Source organism: Shewanella sp. TB7-MNA-CIBAN-0143 (assembly GCF_040310065.1).
Taxonomy (GTDB): domain Bacteria; phylum Pseudomonadota; class Gammaproteobacteria; order Enterobacterales; family Shewanellaceae; genus Shewanella.
The window spans coordinates 1-15,423 of sequence record NZ_JBEOPL010000015.1 but is presented as its reverse complement, the minus strand read 5'-3'; the positions used below and the strand labels follow the sequence as shown (position 1 = coordinate 15,423).

Annotated in this window: 21 protein-coding genes and 2 pseudogenes; 7 read left to right on the top strand and 16 right to left on the bottom strand. The window is 41.3% G+C overall.

What is annotated here, in order from left to right; genetic code table 11:
- Positions 1-100: 100 nt before the first annotated feature.
- The 12 genes and pseudogenes from AAEY97_RS13235 to AAEY97_RS13180 form a co-directional block, all read right to left on the bottom strand.
- Positions 101-1,217: pseudogene (locus AAEY97_RS13235) on the bottom strand (hypothetical protein).
- Positions 1,218-1,227: 10 nt separating this feature from the next.
- Positions 1,228-2,232, bottom strand: coding sequence for a YecA family protein (locus AAEY97_RS13230; protein WP_124731665.1), 1,005 nt, complete (start codon positions 2,230-2,232; stop codon positions 1,228-1,230).
- Between the two features lie 17 nt (positions 2,233-2,249).
- Positions 2,250-3,602: a type II toxin-antitoxin system HipA family toxin gene (locus AAEY97_RS13225; protein ID WP_350999308.1), complete on the bottom strand. Its 1,353-nt coding sequence runs from the start codon at positions 3,600-3,602 to the stop codon at positions 2,250-2,252.
- Positions 3,592-3,882 (bottom strand): helix-turn-helix domain-containing protein, encoded by a 291-nt coding sequence (locus tag AAEY97_RS13220; RefSeq protein ID WP_350999306.1) that lies wholly within the window; start codon positions 3,880-3,882, stop codon positions 3,592-3,594. The genes AAEY97_RS13225 and AAEY97_RS13220 overlap by 11 nt, the downstream gene beginning before the upstream one ends.
- Before the next feature lie 621 nt (positions 3,883-4,503).
- Entirely contained in the window at positions 4,504-4,899 is a 396-nt protein-coding gene (locus AAEY97_RS21600) for a hypothetical protein (protein WP_502959462.1), read from the bottom strand.
- A gap of 16 nt (positions 4,900-4,915) precedes the next feature.
- Entirely contained in the window at positions 4,916-5,176 is a 261-nt protein-coding gene (locus AAEY97_RS13210) for a DUF2442 domain-containing protein (RefSeq protein ID WP_124013271.1), read from the bottom strand.
- Positions 5,139-5,375, bottom strand: coding sequence for a DUF4160 domain-containing protein (locus AAEY97_RS13205; RefSeq protein WP_350999303.1), 237 nt, complete (start codon positions 5,373-5,375; stop codon positions 5,139-5,141). Before AAEY97_RS13205 ends, AAEY97_RS13210 begins: the two co-directional genes overlap by 38 nt.
- 83 nt (positions 5,376-5,458) lie before the next feature.
- Positions 5,459-5,641 carry a hypothetical protein gene (locus AAEY97_RS13200; RefSeq protein WP_124013269.1) on the bottom strand — a complete coding sequence of 61 codons (183 nt, stop codon included), beginning with the start codon at positions 5,639-5,641 and terminating at the stop codon, positions 5,459-5,461.
- On the bottom strand, positions 5,638-6,150 hold the full coding sequence (locus tag AAEY97_RS13195) for a hypothetical protein (RefSeq protein WP_350999300.1): 513 nt from the start codon (positions 6,148-6,150) through the stop codon (positions 5,638-5,640). The genes AAEY97_RS13200 and AAEY97_RS13195 overlap by 4 nt, the downstream gene beginning before the upstream one ends.
- A 243-nt stretch (positions 6,151-6,393) precedes the next feature.
- On the bottom strand, positions 6,394-6,663 hold the full coding sequence (locus AAEY97_RS13190) for a Txe/YoeB family addiction module toxin (protein WP_124013264.1): 270 nt from the start codon (positions 6,661-6,663) through the stop codon (positions 6,394-6,396).
- Positions 6,656-6,910 (bottom strand): type II toxin-antitoxin system Phd/YefM family antitoxin, encoded by a 255-nt coding sequence (locus tag AAEY97_RS13185; RefSeq protein ID WP_124013263.1) that lies wholly within the window; start codon positions 6,908-6,910, stop codon positions 6,656-6,658. The genes AAEY97_RS13190 and AAEY97_RS13185 overlap by 8 nt, the downstream gene beginning before the upstream one ends.
- Before the next feature lie 103 nt (positions 6,911-7,013).
- Entirely contained in the window at positions 7,014-7,223 is a 210-nt protein-coding gene (locus AAEY97_RS13180) for a hypothetical protein (RefSeq protein WP_350999297.1), read from the bottom strand.
- Between the two features lie 232 nt (positions 7,224-7,455).
- On the opposite strand from AAEY97_RS13180, the gene AAEY97_RS13175 reads away from it, so the two are divergent.
- The 3 genes from AAEY97_RS13175 (at position 7,456) to AAEY97_RS13165 (ending at position 8,778) form a co-directional block, all read left to right on the top strand.
- The gene (locus AAEY97_RS13175) at positions 7,456-7,659 is read left to right on the top strand and encodes a Fic family protein (protein ID WP_350999294.1); all 204 of its coding nucleotides are present in this window, start codon (positions 7,456-7,458) and stop codon (positions 7,657-7,659) included.
- Positions 7,660-7,938: 279 nt separating this feature from the next.
- Positions 7,939-8,193 (top strand): hypothetical protein, encoded by a 255-nt coding sequence (locus AAEY97_RS13170; protein WP_124013262.1) that lies wholly within the window; start codon positions 7,939-7,941, stop codon positions 8,191-8,193.
- Between the two features lie 258 nt (positions 8,194-8,451).
- Positions 8,452-8,778, top strand: a complete 327-nt coding sequence (locus tag AAEY97_RS13165) for a hypothetical protein (RefSeq protein WP_124731671.1) — start codon at positions 8,452-8,454, stop codon at positions 8,776-8,778.
- Positions 8,779-9,416: 638 nt separating this feature from the next.
- Here AAEY97_RS13165 and AAEY97_RS13155 read toward each other — a convergent pair.
- The 3 genes and pseudogenes from AAEY97_RS13155 to AAEY97_RS13145 form a co-directional block, all read right to left on the bottom strand.
- Positions 9,417-9,524 (bottom strand): annotated as a pseudogene (locus tag AAEY97_RS13155) (IS982 family transposase); the annotation flags it as partial.
- A 329-nt stretch (positions 9,525-9,853) separates the two neighbouring features.
- Complete coding sequence (locus AAEY97_RS13150; RefSeq protein WP_350999286.1) at positions 9,854-11,167, bottom strand: type II toxin-antitoxin system HipA family toxin; 1,314 nt, start codon at positions 11,165-11,167, stop codon at positions 9,854-9,856.
- Entirely contained in the window at positions 11,167-11,448 is a 282-nt protein-coding gene (locus tag AAEY97_RS13145) for a helix-turn-helix domain-containing protein (RefSeq protein WP_350999284.1), read from the bottom strand. Before AAEY97_RS13145 ends, AAEY97_RS13150 begins: the two co-directional genes overlap by 1 nt.
- Before the next feature lie 906 nt (positions 11,449-12,354).
- Here AAEY97_RS13145 and AAEY97_RS13140 point away from each other — a divergent pair.
- The 3 genes from AAEY97_RS13140 (at position 12,355) to AAEY97_RS13130 (ending at position 14,337) form a co-directional block, all read left to right on the top strand.
- Positions 12,355-12,645, top strand: a complete 291-nt coding sequence (locus tag AAEY97_RS13140) for a helix-turn-helix domain-containing protein (RefSeq protein WP_124013258.1) — start codon at positions 12,355-12,357, stop codon at positions 12,643-12,645.
- Between the two features lie 2 nt (positions 12,646-12,647).
- Positions 12,648-13,976 carry a HipA domain-containing protein gene (locus tag AAEY97_RS13135; RefSeq protein WP_124731673.1) on the top strand — a complete coding sequence of 443 codons (1,329 nt, stop codon included), beginning with the start codon at positions 12,648-12,650 and terminating at the stop codon, positions 13,974-13,976.
- 91 nt (positions 13,977-14,067) lie between these two features.
- Complete coding sequence (locus AAEY97_RS13130) at positions 14,068-14,337, top strand: hypothetical protein (RefSeq protein ID WP_244212476.1); 270 nt, start codon at positions 14,068-14,070, stop codon at positions 14,335-14,337.
- Between the two features lie 84 nt (positions 14,338-14,421).
- On the opposite strand, the gene AAEY97_RS13125 is transcribed toward AAEY97_RS13130, so the two are convergent.
- Positions 14,422-14,691: a hypothetical protein gene (locus AAEY97_RS13125; protein WP_124731674.1), complete on the bottom strand. Its 270-nt coding sequence runs from the start codon at positions 14,689-14,691 to the stop codon at positions 14,422-14,424.
- Positions 14,692-14,770: 79 nt separating this feature from the next.
- Between AAEY97_RS13125 and AAEY97_RS13120 the strand changes: the two genes are divergently transcribed.
- A complete protein-coding gene (locus AAEY97_RS13120) occupies positions 14,771-14,905 on the top strand; it encodes a hypothetical protein (protein WP_350999278.1) in 135 nt (44 codons plus the stop codon).
- The last annotated feature ends 518 nt before the right edge of the window (positions 14,906-15,423 follow it).

Sequence of the window (15,423 nt, the reverse complement as noted above, 5' to 3'; positions counted from 1 at the left end):
ACGAGGTGGGTGTATTGCTGCTTAGGGTGATTGACGCTAACTAGGCGAGTTTGGCTATCACATGTTTGTACTACAGAAAGGGGCGAAACGGGACGCCCTATTAAAGTAGATCTTTGAGCCGGTTTAACAGCGCTTTACGGCTACTATTAGCCACAATGAAGCATTTGAAACTCTGTTCAAAAGCAGGACGATCCCCTTTGAACTGATAGGCTTCGTTCAGCTGATGCAAATCGCGTGATGCCGCATCGTAACCACTGGCGCAAGTTCGATCCGCTTGCTCTTGTGCTTGCTGCCAGCAGCGCTCACGCTGATTGTAGAGATCCGTCAACATTTTCTCTTTTTCCGCTTTTTCAATCGCCATTTTTTTGCGAGCGCTGCGGCTTGCTCCTGCTGTAATTGGCTTTGAGCTTGTTCAAAGTAAGAAGAAATCACGTCGGGGGTTAACCAATACTGATAGGTTTCGTCTTTGTTGGCAGATTCTTTTCGCGTCATCGCTAAGGCTTGATGACGGGTTAGCTGGCCTTGTTCAAAAAGCGTGCTTAATAGCGTGTTTTTCTCCGCTTCCGTGAGATTATGCAGCCACACATCATACTGAAATTGGGCTTGTTTTGCTTGGTGACGTGGTTGTTCGTTCAGTACCATCGCAAGTGCTTTAACCCAAGCTAAGGAAATATCATACAGCGCAGAAAAAGCCTGTAATTCCTCACTAAGATGCTCAAAATCGAATTGAATTAAAGGTATTTCCTCAAGTTCGTCATTACAATCTAACGCTTTGAGCCACATAAAGTACACAAGGCGCCAATTACCTTGGATTAACTCGCTGCGTAAACCAGCTAAATACTGGAAAAAGTCGTTAGCATTTTCATCGTCAAAATATTCATAATACTCCTCGAGGGAAAAAATCAGCAATTGCCATTCTTCACTTTCGTGTACATGAAACCCATCACGTGAAAAACCAAGTAACGCATCAGGAAGAGTTCCTGCTGGTAGCTTGATTAAGCATCGATTGTGCCCCAATCGGCATAGTAAAAACCAATGTCGAAGTATGTTAACATCAGCTCAGCGGGTTCTGCCTTTAAGTCACTGTAGGTGTAATACACCTGAAAGGACGTAGCGCTGATCTCAGCGCGGCTTGAAACGGTTCTGAGTGATTGGCGTGCCTTAGCATCCAAGTACCCATCCAATCGCTCGAATTTATAGTATTGATATTCGCTCACGATGACCTTGCTATGCGTTAATGGTGAATTGAAAGGTGTGTTTTAACAAAGGCTGTACCTGAACCACTCTGGCGACGGGTTCAGCGTTTAAATAACGTCTGGGGTCAATGGTCACAAATCCCCAAAACTGTAAAAATCGCTCAATAAAACGTGATTCAATGAGTATGCTTAAACTTCTTTCTGACGAGAAGTCATCTTCCGTAGGGAAAGACTGTCGTAAATCGGGGAATGCCGTCATAACCTCTTCAACCAGCTGATCCACACTGTTGTGGCTTTGAATACGCCACAGCATGAACAACCAAAAGGGTCGCAAGTCGATATTGTATTCAAAACCGTCCAAATACCCCCAGTTATATTTGCTGATTGCAGCTTCTAACATAAGTTTGAAAAATGCTTGTATACCTTCGGCCTGATACTGTTTTTGCGCTGATTTTTTCACATGGTAGCGGCCGCTGCGTCGATAAATAATGCCACTAATTTCGGCTAGCACTCTGGTGTAGTGCAAAGCATTAAACTTATCTTCGTTACTACCTGCAAACTCACTGATACTAATGTGACGATCGAATTGAGCAACGGCAAACTCAGGCAATAACTCACTGGCCTGTTTGACCAATTTAGCCGGTAAGTTGCCTTTGCTCGTTGCTTTGAATGATCCATCTTGCGCCATGGCCTCATCAAGAATGAGAGCGAGATAACGCATCACCGGGCTGGCCAACAGCTCATATGGTGTGCTGATTGTCACCCACTGTAATTCATCGAAAGGCGCATAAAGCCAATTGGCCATTTGCGTTGGTGTCACACCACAAAAATCGGGATGAGGTTGATTATTGCGATCCTGGACTTTGTGCTGTAAAGCAGCGTTGAGTTCATCAAGGGTCAAATTTGGTTTCATTGCCAGCATGGCGTCGACATCATCAAAGACTTGGGCATGTTGTTTGGAGAGGCTGCTCATACAGCAACGTTTAAATTTTTTACCGCTGCCACAATGGCAAAGATCGTTACGACCAAGCTTCATTGTTGTGTCCCTTCTTATTATTGTAGAAAAAGCGCTGCGTTTTCCTGTTTACGCTGCTCCAATGTCTTAGCAATCGCAGATACTGTCGTTTTACTGGTCCCTTGTTGCTGTGCAAGATAAGTAAATTGGCTGAGTGCTTCAGCAACTTCTTCAATAACTTGCCTTGCATCACTCCAATTCGAAAAGCCTGCACTGCTCGCAAGTTTTTGCATCACCTTAATCGGTGGCGCTTTGCCATAACCTCCGAATGCAGTGGCGTGTTCGTTAAATGGATGTGGGCTGTACGTAACATCGAAAAAAGGTGCAGGATTCCATTGGCCATCATCAGCTTGCAAAAACGCCCAGTTTTTACTGTGGTCGTCTTGGTTAGACGACAGTAGATTAAAAATGGCGCGGCGAAATTGCAGTTGCCCAGCGGCTGGAGATTTACACAGCTGACGGCTGGCTTTGATCAAGTCAATGTAATCTAAACTTGGCGTTCGAAAGTCTGTATCCAGCAGCCCGCAGGCGCTGTGCATATGCAAGCGGCCTGAACTGCGCTTGCTGCTTAAATGGGTCTGTTCAGTGACGTAATCAAAACGCTTGAGCGCCAACCAAGCAGGCGCACCGCTTGTATTTGGTGCTTCAATAAGTTGCCAAATTGGCGGTTGGCACTTTGCTTGCTCGGCCATTTGCAAATAGACCGCCTCACACAAGCCTTCTTCATGACCGAGCGCTAGATTTTTCGAGGTAAACTTAATCAGCCAAGCTTCATCACCGGATTGGGCTACGGTTCGACAATGCTGAGTTTCCCCGGCAGGCATATAAATCTGCGCCTTTGGTCTTGTTCCACCCGAACTCCCCCCAGCGACTAATGCGGCCAACACTTGTTGAGTATGCCCATCTAAATCATCGTTGTTGTCATCCATATAACCTGACATTGAAGAATCGAACAGCGTTTGTGCTTCTAAGCCCAAGGTTGCTAAATCAATATCAGCGTGCGTCGAGGTTGAAAACTCAGACTCCGGAGAAAAAGACAGCGCCCCCATGCCTTTATCACCAACAAAGGCCAGCCTGTCCATCGCTGTTAATTGATTAGGCAGAATCCCTTTTTGCCGAAAAATACGATCTTGTAACAGCATGCCCCAACCATCGGGCAAACAATCCCCAAATACGCCATGCACACCTTGATGCGGTTGTTTAGGTGCTGCTTGAACTTGCGTATGAGCTTGTAAAGTAAAAGGCGATAAATTGCCAAACTGCTGCAAATAGCTGTCTGCATACTGAAAAAAAACGCCTTGCCGGTTCTGAGCCAAGACCCCTACCGATACCTGCTCACCTGAGCTTAACGTGCGGGTTACGGTGAGTTTTTGAATGGGTTTAAAACTCATCTTTTAGGACCTCATCAATGCTAATGGGGGTAGCAAAGCGCTCTTTGTTAGGTTGCGTGAGCTGATAAAGCCTATCCAATGAGTCGAGAGTCTGCCAAAGCAACAGCAATTGGCGAAATGAAATTTGCCCTGTCAGCTCGAATTTCTTAATGGTGGACGCAGGCACGCAGCTGCGTTCTGCCAATGCCGTTCGTGATAGTTTTGCGCGTTGGCGTAACTCACGCAAATAAGCAGCATAGGCTTGGCTAACATCGGTATCATCAAGTAAGGTAAAATTCATCCGCAACGACTCAGTGGATACAGTTATATCCATTGTAGCGGTAAAGAAGCAAAAATAGCCACTATTGTATCCATTAATAGAAAAGGTATTGAAAATTTACTTGATAAAGCCTTTCAAAACGGCTATTTTTTAGCTCTAACAGCAAAGTGAAAACACCACTGTTTTTCGTACTCATAACCAAGAAGCTCCACTAAAATTGAGTAAAAGCCATAGGCAAGTGGTGGGCAAACAGGCATTTTTGAACAGTTTCTTTTCGATAAGCTAGTGACGCATTATTAGTGACGGTATAGCTTTTATTCTGGCAGCCTTACAGACTCCCCCAAGTCGGCTGGTTTAGCTGAACCAAGTTTTTCACACTCTAGGTCTACTGGAAAACAAAAAAGTGATCGTCTTCAATGTTATTGAGCGATCGGTTTCATGTTATTACGCAGCATAAAAGCATTGCTAGGACACTAAGCCATTATAGATACGCTTGGCTCTGATATTACAAGTAACCTGCAAGTGATCCTGTTAGATAAAATGTACGGAGATCTCAGAAACCAGCTATCTCATGGGTATATGCCTGCATCAAACTATTGGGGAACTGCTCCGAAGTATTTATGGTGGCTTGCTCTTCACATTTTAATGCTGCCTCTCGCGAGGCATTGGAAAGAAAACTACAAAGTAGAAGAGGCTGTTGAGTAATCTAATGCAGGCAGTGCAGCACAATGCTCTCCCTACTTTATTCAGGAAATATCCCCTATGTCTTGTCCTTGAAAAGCTCCAGCTCTCTACAAGCGATAAATCCAATCTCGACAACTCATGATACCCAGCGCTTTCAACCTTTCCAGTAATGTCATAGCAAGTGTCATTTAGTAGAGTAACAACGTGATCTCGCCCCACATTAATCAGGGCTTTGGCTTCAGGAAACAGAGCGGCCAGAAACTGGCGAAATTGGTAACACCCACCTTCAAGAAATATGGTTTCAACATACCTATCAGTCGAGCGTAAAGAGCTAATTACCCCCTCAATTTCCATGTGCCTGTTTCCTTTGTCAGTGCTTGGCTTTCAATGGGTACTTATCAGGGTGTTTAATACCGTCCATAGATAAGTCCACATCAAGATCTGGCCAACAAAAACCATCTCGACCTTGCTCTTCAACATTAAAGACGGCGCTTACAGCCGCATCCTTAAACCAAGGAAAGGCTTCAAAACTTAAGAAGTGCTCCTCCCCTTTAGCAAACAGCCAAAGACCATGGGGAGTAACTCCCAAGACCTTAGCCAAAGTGTTTATTCCAAGCTGCTCTGATTTCATCTTCGTGATCCTTAACGCTGTGCTCAAGTTTAAAAAGCTCTTTAACTGAAAGGTGGTAGCTGCTGGCTAAGCCAATTTCAGGTTCTAACCAGAACTTTGCCTCGCCTTCATGCCCTACGACATGAACATGCATTCTTGCTTCTTCATTGGAGAAAAAGAAGAACTTAAACCCTCTTTCTCGGTAAATTGCTGGACTCATCTGTACGCCTTATCTGATTAACTTAAAACTATTATGAGCGATAGCCGCTCACATGCAACGTTATTTTGAGCGAATACTGCACACTATTTGCTATCACGTTCTATTTTCAAACCCAACACTATCAATTCAACGGCGCGGCGGCGGGTCTTCCACCAATCATAAAAGGTACGGCGTGGAACCTGGGCGAGATCTGCGACTTCTGTTGCATCTAGGCCACAATTAGCTTTGCAATACTTTGAAAATTCGCCTTGTTCTTTATTTGTCATATCATCCACTTTCTTCTCAACTTGAAGGATTCTAACCTTTTTTGTTTTGTTGCTTTTCTTTTGATAAACCACTCTGCAATCGGACTAAAAGCCGTATAATCCATTGCGAGGGTCTTGCTAATGGAATCATCACTAAAGCCTGTTGTGATCATGATATCATTTGTGCTCATTCCTGCTTTATATGACTCAATAACGCACGTTCTAACAAGTGATAGACGCCTTACACCTGCATCCCAGAGCCCTGCATTTTTAATTAACTGATCTAACAGCCTGTTCATTGCGTGTGGGCTGATGCTTTCCCCTCTATTTTGCACTGTGAACGGCTTGAGATTTTCATCGACAAATAACGGGGCGTTTGGGTTTAGGCTCAGGTAATGCTTGTGAGGTATCGTATTGTTCCCCAATTCAACCAGCCATTTAATATACTTTTCGAACGCCCTTTTTAGCTCATCGTTAGCCAGCACAATAGGCAATTCTGGTATTTTTACATTGGCCCTCTTGTATTCCATAACCAGAACAGGGTTTCCTCTGCGAACTAACTGTCATAACCGCTTCTTTCTTGTATTAAACCTGATACATAAAGGTTTAATAGGTAAGAAATGTTAGATCACGCTGCTTTTTAACGATAATGCTACCATCCACTAAACTCGCTTTAGTATAGATTTAGACTCTGTCAAAAAAGGTCGATTTTATCATGACGATAAAACCTACCGCTATCAACGTTATTTAGTTGCTTAGCGATGAAGCTAATTTTAGTAGTGGTAACGACACGAAATTAGCGTGATAGCGTGATCATCAACAGCATAAACAAGCCTATTTGTGTCATCAATACGACGCGACCAAAAGCCAGATAAGTTTTCCTTTAGTGGCTCTGGTTTACCTATGCCCTCAAATGGCGAACGTTTAACATCATTGATCAGCTTATTAATTCGCTTTAGTGTTTTCTTGTCTTGAGTTTGCCAGTACAAATAGTCATTCCAAGCATCGTCAGTCCAGGAAAGTAAACGCATGCGACTACTCATCAATTAACTCTCGTGCTGTTGTTTTACCAGCACGATACTGCGCTATGGAACGATTTAAATGCTCGGCATTTTCAGGCGAGCGAAGTAAATGAACTGTCTCCATAAGACTATTGTAATAGTCTAGAGACATAACCACTGCATCTTCCGAGTCACGGCGAGTTATTACGGTTGTGTCAGCATCATTAACGACACCGTCTAAAACGGCTTTGAGACTGTTTCTAGCTTCAGTAAAAGATACGATCTTCATATGAACCTCCACATGTACATTTAATTGCACAAGTATAGCCTTATACGTTTAAGTTGTACAGTTAATTGGACATGTAATATTGATAAGGCAACTAACGTTTTAGTCATTTATGCGCTGCACTGTTTGCATCAGACAAAAAATCATAGTTTATTTGAAGCGGTTGTGGTTCTTTCGTATAGGCTGGTATGTTTACCACTTCTACTTTAATCTTCTGTTTTGGTTGATATTTTCTCCCTGGAGAAGTACAAACAGCGTTTCTATATGTTGCAAAGCGACTTATCGATAACGTTTGCTCTATTGCTTCATGTGGCATTGAAAGTCCTAAGATCGATTAATATTGTCGATACCGTCAGTTTTGTACTAATATGACTCTGAGCGCTTTGGATATTCCTGCTTCGGCAGCCCACCAAAGACATAAGATAAAGATAAAGATAAAGATAAAGATTAAGCCTACGACTTCTGTTGTGGGTTTTTTCGTTTAGAGGGGCTAACCGCCATCTTTTGGCTTTGTCCCCACCTTTTATTTTGTACTGGGGCATTTCTTCTTGGGGTACATACACCCGTTCCCAGATGGAAATGGAAGAACTAGCAGGTTTTTGATGAACTTTATGTTCTTGCTCGGAGGTTATCATTGGACAATTATTCCTGTAACTCACCGTACCAAGTACCTTGATCCGCTGGAGAGTGCCTCGATAGATAGTAATGTTGCGCCGTTTGCTGAGTTTATAAAAGGTATAATGCCTGCTTAGAAGTAGGAAGATAATGAGTTTGATGTTGAGTGCTAAAAATAATGCTTATTAGGAAGAGTGAGCGACTGGGTTCATTCTAAATCAAAACAATACTAATAAAATATGCACATTTTTATGCTAATGCTGGATGGCTAAGGCAAGTCAAAGCTAAATATGGTACGGCCAATCAAAATCGACTTATCCGTTATTGATAAAGAACAATGATGGTAGCACTCGTATTTACCATGACAGCATCATCGCTTTCGAACATCATATTATGAACATGTTAAGGAACTACTGATGACAACGACCCAAGAAGCTTCATATCAACAACTCAAAGCACTTCTTGAGTGTTATTTTACAATTGATGACCAAGATTACCTGATCCCTGTATTACTGAGTTTTTCAGGTGATGCCAATAAGGTCATCTCTTGGTTTACTCAAGAGCCTATACCCGCATTCGGTAATATCACAGCTTTAGGGGTTTGTGTTAGTGGCGATGGTAAATTGTTGATCGATTATATAAAGTCAATTCAAATGGGTGGGTATGCTTAGGTTGGACCACCACCAACCAAAACAAACTGACACTCACTTATTGTTGGAGACTCTATCGACGACATTGACAATTATTGTTAACACCGCAAAAGTGCTGAATGGCACTGAATTAATGAGACATGACGGTTATTGTGAGTTTAATAACAAGGTTCATTCATTACAAGCCGGCTTAGCCACTTTTAGTTAAGTAGCACAATGAGGTCAGCCACAAAGTCACTATACTGGTAATAAATACATTTTATATTGGGTATATCTAACATGAGTAAAAAGCCGATATCGATGAACGCTTTAAACATTAGGATAGCAAACGCTCAAGACTTAAGTACTTGCGAGGGGCTACTATTCGATAATATTTTTGACGTTGTGGATGAGGATAAAGCGATTTGTCTCAAAGAAAGCTCAGATATGTGTATTGGTATCAGAGAAATTCTGACGACATGCCAGATATCGAATTCTGCCAAGCATCAGCTAGCCTTGAAGCGAATTGAGCAAATATGGAATGCAGAACCTAATACCGAACTGGGAAATGAGCTAGATGAGTTGGTTAGAATTGTTTGCTCCTATGAAGAGCAATTTTTGAGCTAGATGTGAGGGGGACAGCATTCTCTGTCAAGTTACGCCTAACTGTGATCCTTTTAATGGGTTTAGGTAAGAATGAGATGACCGCTCAACCTCTTACAGCTCATGAAGATGCATGATTTGTTCAGAAAATGAGTCCAATACAAAATAACGGTTAACTTGTGGATTGATCGACAAGTAACTGTGCCATAGGTTGGGTGTTACATGACATTGAATGGCTTGTGTTGGATCTTCCTCTATCAGCCTAATGGCAGATCTCGCAAGGGTTTTTCAATGACTTCAATCATAGATTTGGTCAGCGGCAAATGCACTTTTTCTTTCGTCCATACTTCTTAGAAACCTTCCACTGTTTGCTTGGCAGGATCCAGCACCAGCTTTTCTGGCAACATGGCTTTGGCCGCTAAATGCGATAATTCATCCAAAGTAAACTTACTGAATTTTTTACTCCGACTAACCTTTAACGCAGACAGACATTCGATCGGCTTAGTTTACTCAACATTGGGTTGCAAATAACCATTATAAGTTTGTTGCGTAAGTTTACTAAAGGGTGATTTTTAGTGCCTATCGTATTAAAATACTTATCAAAGTAAACTCGCTGATTTACACGAAACCAATATTCAGACGTTAAGTCACCTCAGATCGATTTAAGCCATAACAGAAATCGCATTGAAATCGACATCAAAGATATTACATTGTGGCTTACTTTCTTTGAGTGGATAGGCGATTAAACCGCCAACCACATCCAACAAAAACAACTAAACGATTGATTTAAAACCACTTTTTACGAATAGGTTGGACCTGTTTTACCGAGATACCAACCAAAAACTAATTAACCGATTTAAATCAACTTTTTACCACCACTCATACACCGGTGAGACTAAAAACCGCCAAAACGCCCTCCAATGAAACGCCATTATCTGAGGCTGTAGGATGAGGCATCTCACGTGGATGGCTTAAGCGTAAGTCAGATGGGAGCTGTTTTGTGCTCTGATAAGCACTCTGGTGGGGTTTATTAGGCAGGCAAATGAAGCACCTATTATGTATGAGTGTTATTTAAGCGAGACCAACAAGAAGCCAATTGCTAGTTAAGTAGTCGTCTAGATCTATCCTTTAAGCAATCAAGAATCGTATCTCTTATATGCACTGGAAAATCTTGAGGTAACTGTGAGTTAACTTTAGTGATGACTGAGTCAACTGAATTGGCTATCTCATTCATAATGTCCGCCATAGTTGCAGGATCAAAACCTACGGCTTTTGCGGTTTGAATAAAGTGCCTTGGTAAGAGCTTTGCTATTTGGTACTTCTTACCTCTTGTCGCTTTGAGCCCCATAGCCAGCTTTGCATCGCAAATATTTACCCCTTTACCGCCGAGCACAGGATACAAAGATAAAATATCGTAAAAAGGGGTTAGTCGATATCCGCCACCCGCCTCAATAAAAAGTGAGAAATTTTTAGCGTGACCATCGGTTGCCGCTAATAGCCAAAACAGTACCTGAGACTTCATGAAGTTAACTCGATCTTGCTCTGAATTGGTGGAGCCTAATAAAGATGACATAATCTGCTCAATATCGGGGCCGCCGTGGCTTTCATATTTTCTCGCTAGCGGAATGTTTAATGCTTGGCAAAAGTCCTCTTGGGGCAAACGCATAATCCATTTACCATCAGATGAGAGCCTACGGTCAAAGCGTTCCACAGCAAGCGCCTTAACATCACCCACCTTAATGATAGAGCATTGTGGTACATCTAAACCAAACTCCCTCACAATCATCATACATAAGTATTCGTTTTCAACGCTGTCAGACATATCAAGAGTATGTTGTGAATGACTCGGTATCGAACCTATGGGCAGCTTAATGATGTGCGTTGTCGGGGTCGCCTTAATAGGAAGCCGCCACTGTCCATCTAGATTAAGTAAGGCCGTTTTTTCTTGGGCACCTGCTATCGATATTCGAAAGTCATCTTCATCGGTTAACATGCCTAATGGAATATCCGACTGATAACCCTTTAACACTCTTTCCAATTCTTTATCTGATAAGGGTTTAGACTCAATCTTTTTGATATCAAACGGCTGTTGATCATGTGGTACAAGTTGCAATGCACCGACACTGTCTTGGCCGACTTTAGCCAATAAATCGAACGCTTGGGTCGATTTAGCATTGTGGCGAGCAACAATTCTGTTTCTCACCGCTATATTATCTGGGAGTAGATTATCGAAGAAATTGTAAACCTCATCACCTTTATAAGCTTGCTTACGCAGTGGCATAGACAAAGAGATGGGACGACTACTGGAGGTATCTAACCATTGCTGTTCATACTTAAACAGATGGGAGCCTGTGGTCGATTTAGTTAACTCTCCGACTAGGTAACCATTCATATAAACATCAAGGATAGCCATTACCACTCCTCCTTCCATTCTTGCTCAGTCGGTATAGCGTTATCATCTACAAGCTCACACCCTAACTCTGGATTTCTAACTTTAATATCTAGCTCAAGGTTTAATGCCGATAATATCTTAAACAGTGTTTCTATTTTAGTAGAGTCAGGGTTCTGCTCAAAACTAGAAACCGTATCCTGACAAATGCCGACCTTACTAGCCGCTTTACTTTGCGATAGCTTCATATTCAGCCGTGCATCTTTAAGATACGCGCTAAGCTGCTTTGAGTTCGTCACCTTCATAATCACTTTACCTATATAAACAGTTCCAATAACACTTTACACGCTATAGCAGGTAAATCGAGTTTTACACGCTATAACCGTTAAAGTAATATTTACACGCTATAGACGTTAAATATGTGATGACATGCTAACGCGTATTGCCATAAAAGAGACTGACCAAAAAATATGAATGAAAAAAATGAAATACCAAGGGGGAGTTTGCCCATAAGAATATCAGCTTACAGACCAATCAAAGTGGTACTAAAGTGGTGACTAAATGTATTTTACACACACAAAGGCACAAGTAACACATTGAATTAAAGCTAAAATCAAAAGCTGCACCACATTCAGAGTCAGAGTATAGAGTGGAAATTACTAACCTTTACAAAGAGTTACAAACATTCATTTACCGTCATGTAACTATCAAACAGGGTCATGACGGTAACTCCAAACCTTCTAGAACCTTTATTAAACGTCAGTTCCCTTCAATTTTAAAAATCGAAATACAAGTCATTTGGCGAGTCCCAACAAATAGTGACATCCAAAATAGTGACTAAACAAATTAAAGGAGAAAAATTGGAGGTAATAACACATAGCGGTAGTTGTTACATTATTGAGCATAATCCAAATCTTTTTGAATTAACACTCGCTGAATTTGCAGTGATGAGAACAGGAGCGTACTCGCCCCAGCGTATAATTGAGATGAGAGACATATTAAAGTAACTCAACAAAAATCAACATTGAAATAGATTGCCGCTGTGATGATTGTTTGTTAACTAGTCAAATAATCACCACTATCGGTTATTTATTGATGATACATTTCACGAGAGTAATATAATCACCTTTATCGGTGAATATATTTAAAAGTTACTGGAATCGTTCTATAATCACTGAAATCGGTGATTAATTTTTAGTAAGGTTCGATTGATGGCTAAGAAAGTAACAGCTTCGAAAATGCCTAGCTCTGCATTCATAGATAATGCAGAAGTTCTGGGCCAACTCATCAAAGCAAAAAGAACGGAACTCGGCCTAAAATTAGCAGACTGTGCCGCGCTATGCGGAATTGGTATTAATACTTTATCACGTATTGAAAACGGAAATTCAAACTGCACTTTATCAGCGGTATTTTCTATTTTAAACGGATTAGGTATTAAGCTAACCTCTAAAGAATTAACCCCTTTAGAAAAGATATCATCACCTCACGATGACTGGGTTTAGATATGACAAAAGCTTACGCATACAGGCTAGACATCAAATACGCTGATCAAGTGATTGGAAATTTATCTTTAGATAACACTACCAACTTATTAAAACTTAGTTATTCACCGCAGTGGCAAAACGAAGGTTTTGCTATCTCACCCCATTTATCACTGGATAATCAACACTCACCAGAAGTCGCTTACAACTTTCTAGATAATGCCTTGCCTGAAGGTGAAGCAAGAAAGCTATTGGCTGAAAATCTGGGTATTTCAGAGAAAAATGTTTATTCACAAGTCCGTGCCATTGGAAATGACTTAGCAGGCGCTGTGACATTTTTACCGTCATTAGAAGAAGAACACAACCAGCCGTCTTTTAGAATACTTGAAGAAGAAGAGTTAATTACAAGACTCGACAATAAAGAAGAATTTGGCCTACTCATATGGGACGATAAGCCACGTCTCAGCGTGGCCGGAGTTCAAGATAAATTAAATGTTTTTATTGATGAGAAAGGCACTATTGGCTTTGGTGATGGCTCACTCTGTTCTACCCATATTTTAAAATTTGAAAAGAGAAACTGTCCTAATCTCGTCTTGAACGAATTCTTTTGTATGAAGCTCTCTAGTGCAGTTGGATTGCCAACTGCTGATGTTGAGTATAGACATTTTGGACCGCACCCATCGCTCATCGTAAAACGATTTGACCGCAAATATGTTGCCAACTCCAACAAAGTAATGAGACGTCATGTTATCGATGGCTGCCAAGCATTGAATTTACCAAGAGACTACAAATATGAGCGAAACTTGGGTGACGGAAGAGATGTTCAACATATTCGAGATGGAGCTAGCTTAGTAAAGCTATTTGAATTCACTGAACATATGTCTTCGCCAATTGAAAGTAAGCAATGGCTTATAAACTGGCAACTGTTTAATTTAATGATCAGCAACTACGACAGTCACGGCAAGAACGTTTCACTATTCTTTGATAGAAATAACGCACGATTCACTCCAGCTTATGATCTCGTCAATATCGCTTTGTTCCCTCAATTTAAACACATGTTGGCGATGGCTATGGGAGATGAGTTTGACCCCAATGATATTCACGCGTATCAACTGGCTGATTTCGCAGAAACATGTGGTATCGATAAGAAACTGTTATCTAGGTTATTGACTGAATTGGCAAATAAAGTGATAAAACAACTATCTACTGAATCGTTGATTGAAAGTCTGAAAACTCAATCTCATTTTTCTGCTAATGATATAAAGTATTTTCAGCAACTGAGTGACAACATACTTACAAGAACCGAGTATTTAAAAGCTCAAGCAGTTGAAATACCTTATATTGAAGTATAGAGACGTCCAATTAGTGGAATAGCTTTTTTTAGGGGGGATTACCAACGAACGTAGCCAACACTGCTGCGGATCCAATTAGGAAGGATATAACATGCAATTTATGATGCGACTCGCACCTATTACCTTTCCAATAGCCATTCTGGCAGGCCTTGGTTGGTGTATTGGCATTGCCTTACTCGAACAGCCACATGGCTTAGGCTATGCAATTACCCGATATTGCATGATGATATTTGTGGTACTCGCCCCTGGGCTTACGCTAAAGCTCACGTTCTTCGTGATTGTCAGCCTAGGACGCAAACAGGGGCTAATCGCGCTTGCACGCCCAACGTGTAGCCTGAGTTATGAAGAATCACTTTATTAGTTCAGAGTATTGGCCTTTTTCGATGGTAAACACAGCCGTATGCAAAAAAGCCAATCAGGAGAAACTAGCCTACCCACCATTTGCTCACTTACTGTGGGCAGTTAGGACAATGGGGAAAAGCTTTATATCGCAAGCTTTAGAGGATAAATAGATGAAGCTCTCGAGCCGAATAATTTGCAGAGCCACAGCTTCCATGCCAATGACTGCCGTTGTCGGTACACGCTTAACAATGGCCTTCATCCAGTTAGTACGATTATATTTTCCTTGCCAGATAATATCTTCACTTTCATTAACAGCATGAATGTGGAAAACGTTCTTGGCTAAATCGACACCGACTCTTATCGTGTTTTTCATAAAAACCTCACTGGTTATAAAAAAGACTCCTGCTGCTAGTTTACTCTATTGTCAGCATATGGGACGAATGGGTGAGGTTGTGTCCATTCCATTGCTTACCGATCAACCATATCATCCATATCATCCATATCATCCATATCATCCATATCATCCATATCATCCACAGTATTTAAAAGGTCAAGAAGATAACATTATTCAACAACAGCCTAAGTAAGAAACTAATTAATAGTCTGCAATCACCATAGGCCTGTCAAAGACTCCCAAGCAAACTGGTGCACAAGATCGACAAACAAAAACAAAGGTCGAAACCTTGATTTTATGTAGTGCAGTGAATTGTTGTTTGTCGTCAAATCGACTTTTTCCGCTGCTCTAGCGGATCTTGCGAATAATCATGCCTCGACTAGAAATACCGTAATCAATTATTCGTATTGAAAATTTTGTGCTTTTGCACGGTGCAATCCACGATTGCGAACGTTAAAAAATACTATGATGGAACAGCTTTTTCCACAATGTGATCAGGTAATCTTCGTTGTATTAGACTTTTAAAATCAACAAGGTGTAATGCCATTTCATTCAGAGATGCCAATAATTGGTTCGGGGGATGCTATCAATTTACTCTCTACGACAAGCTCAATGACAATCTATAAGTGCATCCACGGCGTTTTTCAAGACAGTTGTCGCCTAAATTGTTAAGCAGCTTCTTTGTGTTGCTCTGGATTTAACTCCACAGCG

What these genes read in the sequence shown, in the direction of transcription:
- AAEY97_RS13230 (WP_124731665.1), bottom strand. Translation starts at nt 2,232, where the DNA reads ATGAAGCTTGGTCGTAACGATCTTTGCCATTGTGGCAGCGGTAAAAAA.
- AAEY97_RS13225 (WP_350999308.1), bottom strand. Translation starts at nt 3,602, where the DNA reads ATGAGTTTTAAACCCATTCAAAAACTCACCGTAACCCGCACGTTAAGC.
- AAEY97_RS13170 (WP_124013262.1), top strand. Translation starts at nt 7,939, where the DNA reads ATGACAACGACCCAAGAAGCTTCATATCAACAACTCAAAGCACTTCTT.
- AAEY97_RS13125 (WP_124731674.1), bottom strand. Translation starts at nt 14,691, where the DNA reads ATGAAAAACACGATAAGAGTCGGTGTCGATTTAGCCAAGAACGTTTTC.
- AAEY97_RS13190 (WP_124013264.1), bottom strand. Translation starts at nt 6,663, where the DNA reads ATGAGTAGTCGCATGCGTTTACTTTCCTGGACTGACGATGCTTGGAAT.
- AAEY97_RS13140 (WP_124013258.1), top strand. Translation starts at nt 12,355, where the DNA reads ATGGCTAAGAAAGTAACAGCTTCGAAAATGCCTAGCTCTGCATTCATA.
- AAEY97_RS13195 (WP_350999300.1), bottom strand. Translation starts at nt 6,150, where the DNA reads ATGGAATACAAGAGGGCCAATGTAAAAATACCAGAATTGCCTATTGTG.
- AAEY97_RS21600 (WP_502959462.1), bottom strand. Translation starts at nt 4,899, where the DNA reads ATGGAAATTGAGGGGGTAATTAGCTCTTTACGCTCGACTGATAGGTAT.
- AAEY97_RS13135 (WP_124731673.1), top strand. Translation starts at nt 12,648, where the DNA reads ATGACAAAAGCTTACGCATACAGGCTAGACATCAAATACGCTGATCAA.
- AAEY97_RS13220 (WP_350999306.1), bottom strand. Translation starts at nt 3,882, where the DNA reads ATGAATTTTACCTTACTTGATGATACCGATGTTAGCCAAGCCTATGCT.
- AAEY97_RS13130 (WP_244212476.1), top strand. Translation starts at nt 14,068, where the DNA reads ATGCAATTTATGATGCGACTCGCACCTATTACCTTTCCAATAGCCATT.
- AAEY97_RS13150 (WP_350999286.1), bottom strand. Translation starts at nt 11,167, where the DNA reads ATGGCTATCCTTGATGTTTATATGAATGGTTACCTAGTCGGAGAGTTA.
- AAEY97_RS13165 (WP_124731671.1), top strand. Translation starts at nt 8,452, where the DNA reads ATGAGTAAAAAGCCGATATCGATGAACGCTTTAAACATTAGGATAGCA.
- AAEY97_RS13205 (WP_350999303.1), bottom strand. Translation starts at nt 5,375, where the DNA reads ATGAGTCCAGCAATTTACCGAGAAAGAGGGTTTAAGTTCTTCTTTTTC.
- AAEY97_RS13180 (WP_350999297.1), bottom strand. Translation starts at nt 7,223, where the DNA reads ATGCCACATGAAGCAATAGAGCAAACGTTATCGATAAGTCGCTTTGCA.
- AAEY97_RS13210 (WP_124013271.1), bottom strand. Translation starts at nt 5,176, where the DNA reads ATGAAATCAGAGCAGCTTGGAATAAACACTTTGGCTAAGGTCTTGGGA.
- AAEY97_RS13145 (WP_350999284.1), bottom strand. Translation starts at nt 11,448, where the DNA reads ATGAAGGTGACGAACTCAAAGCAGCTTAGCGCGTATCTTAAAGATGCA.
- AAEY97_RS13200 (WP_124013269.1), bottom strand. Translation starts at nt 5,641, where the DNA reads ATGACAAATAAAGAACAAGGCGAATTTTCAAAGTATTGCAAAGCTAAT.
- AAEY97_RS13185 (WP_124013263.1), bottom strand. Translation starts at nt 6,910, where the DNA reads ATGAAGATCGTATCTTTTACTGAAGCTAGAAACAGTCTCAAAGCCGTT.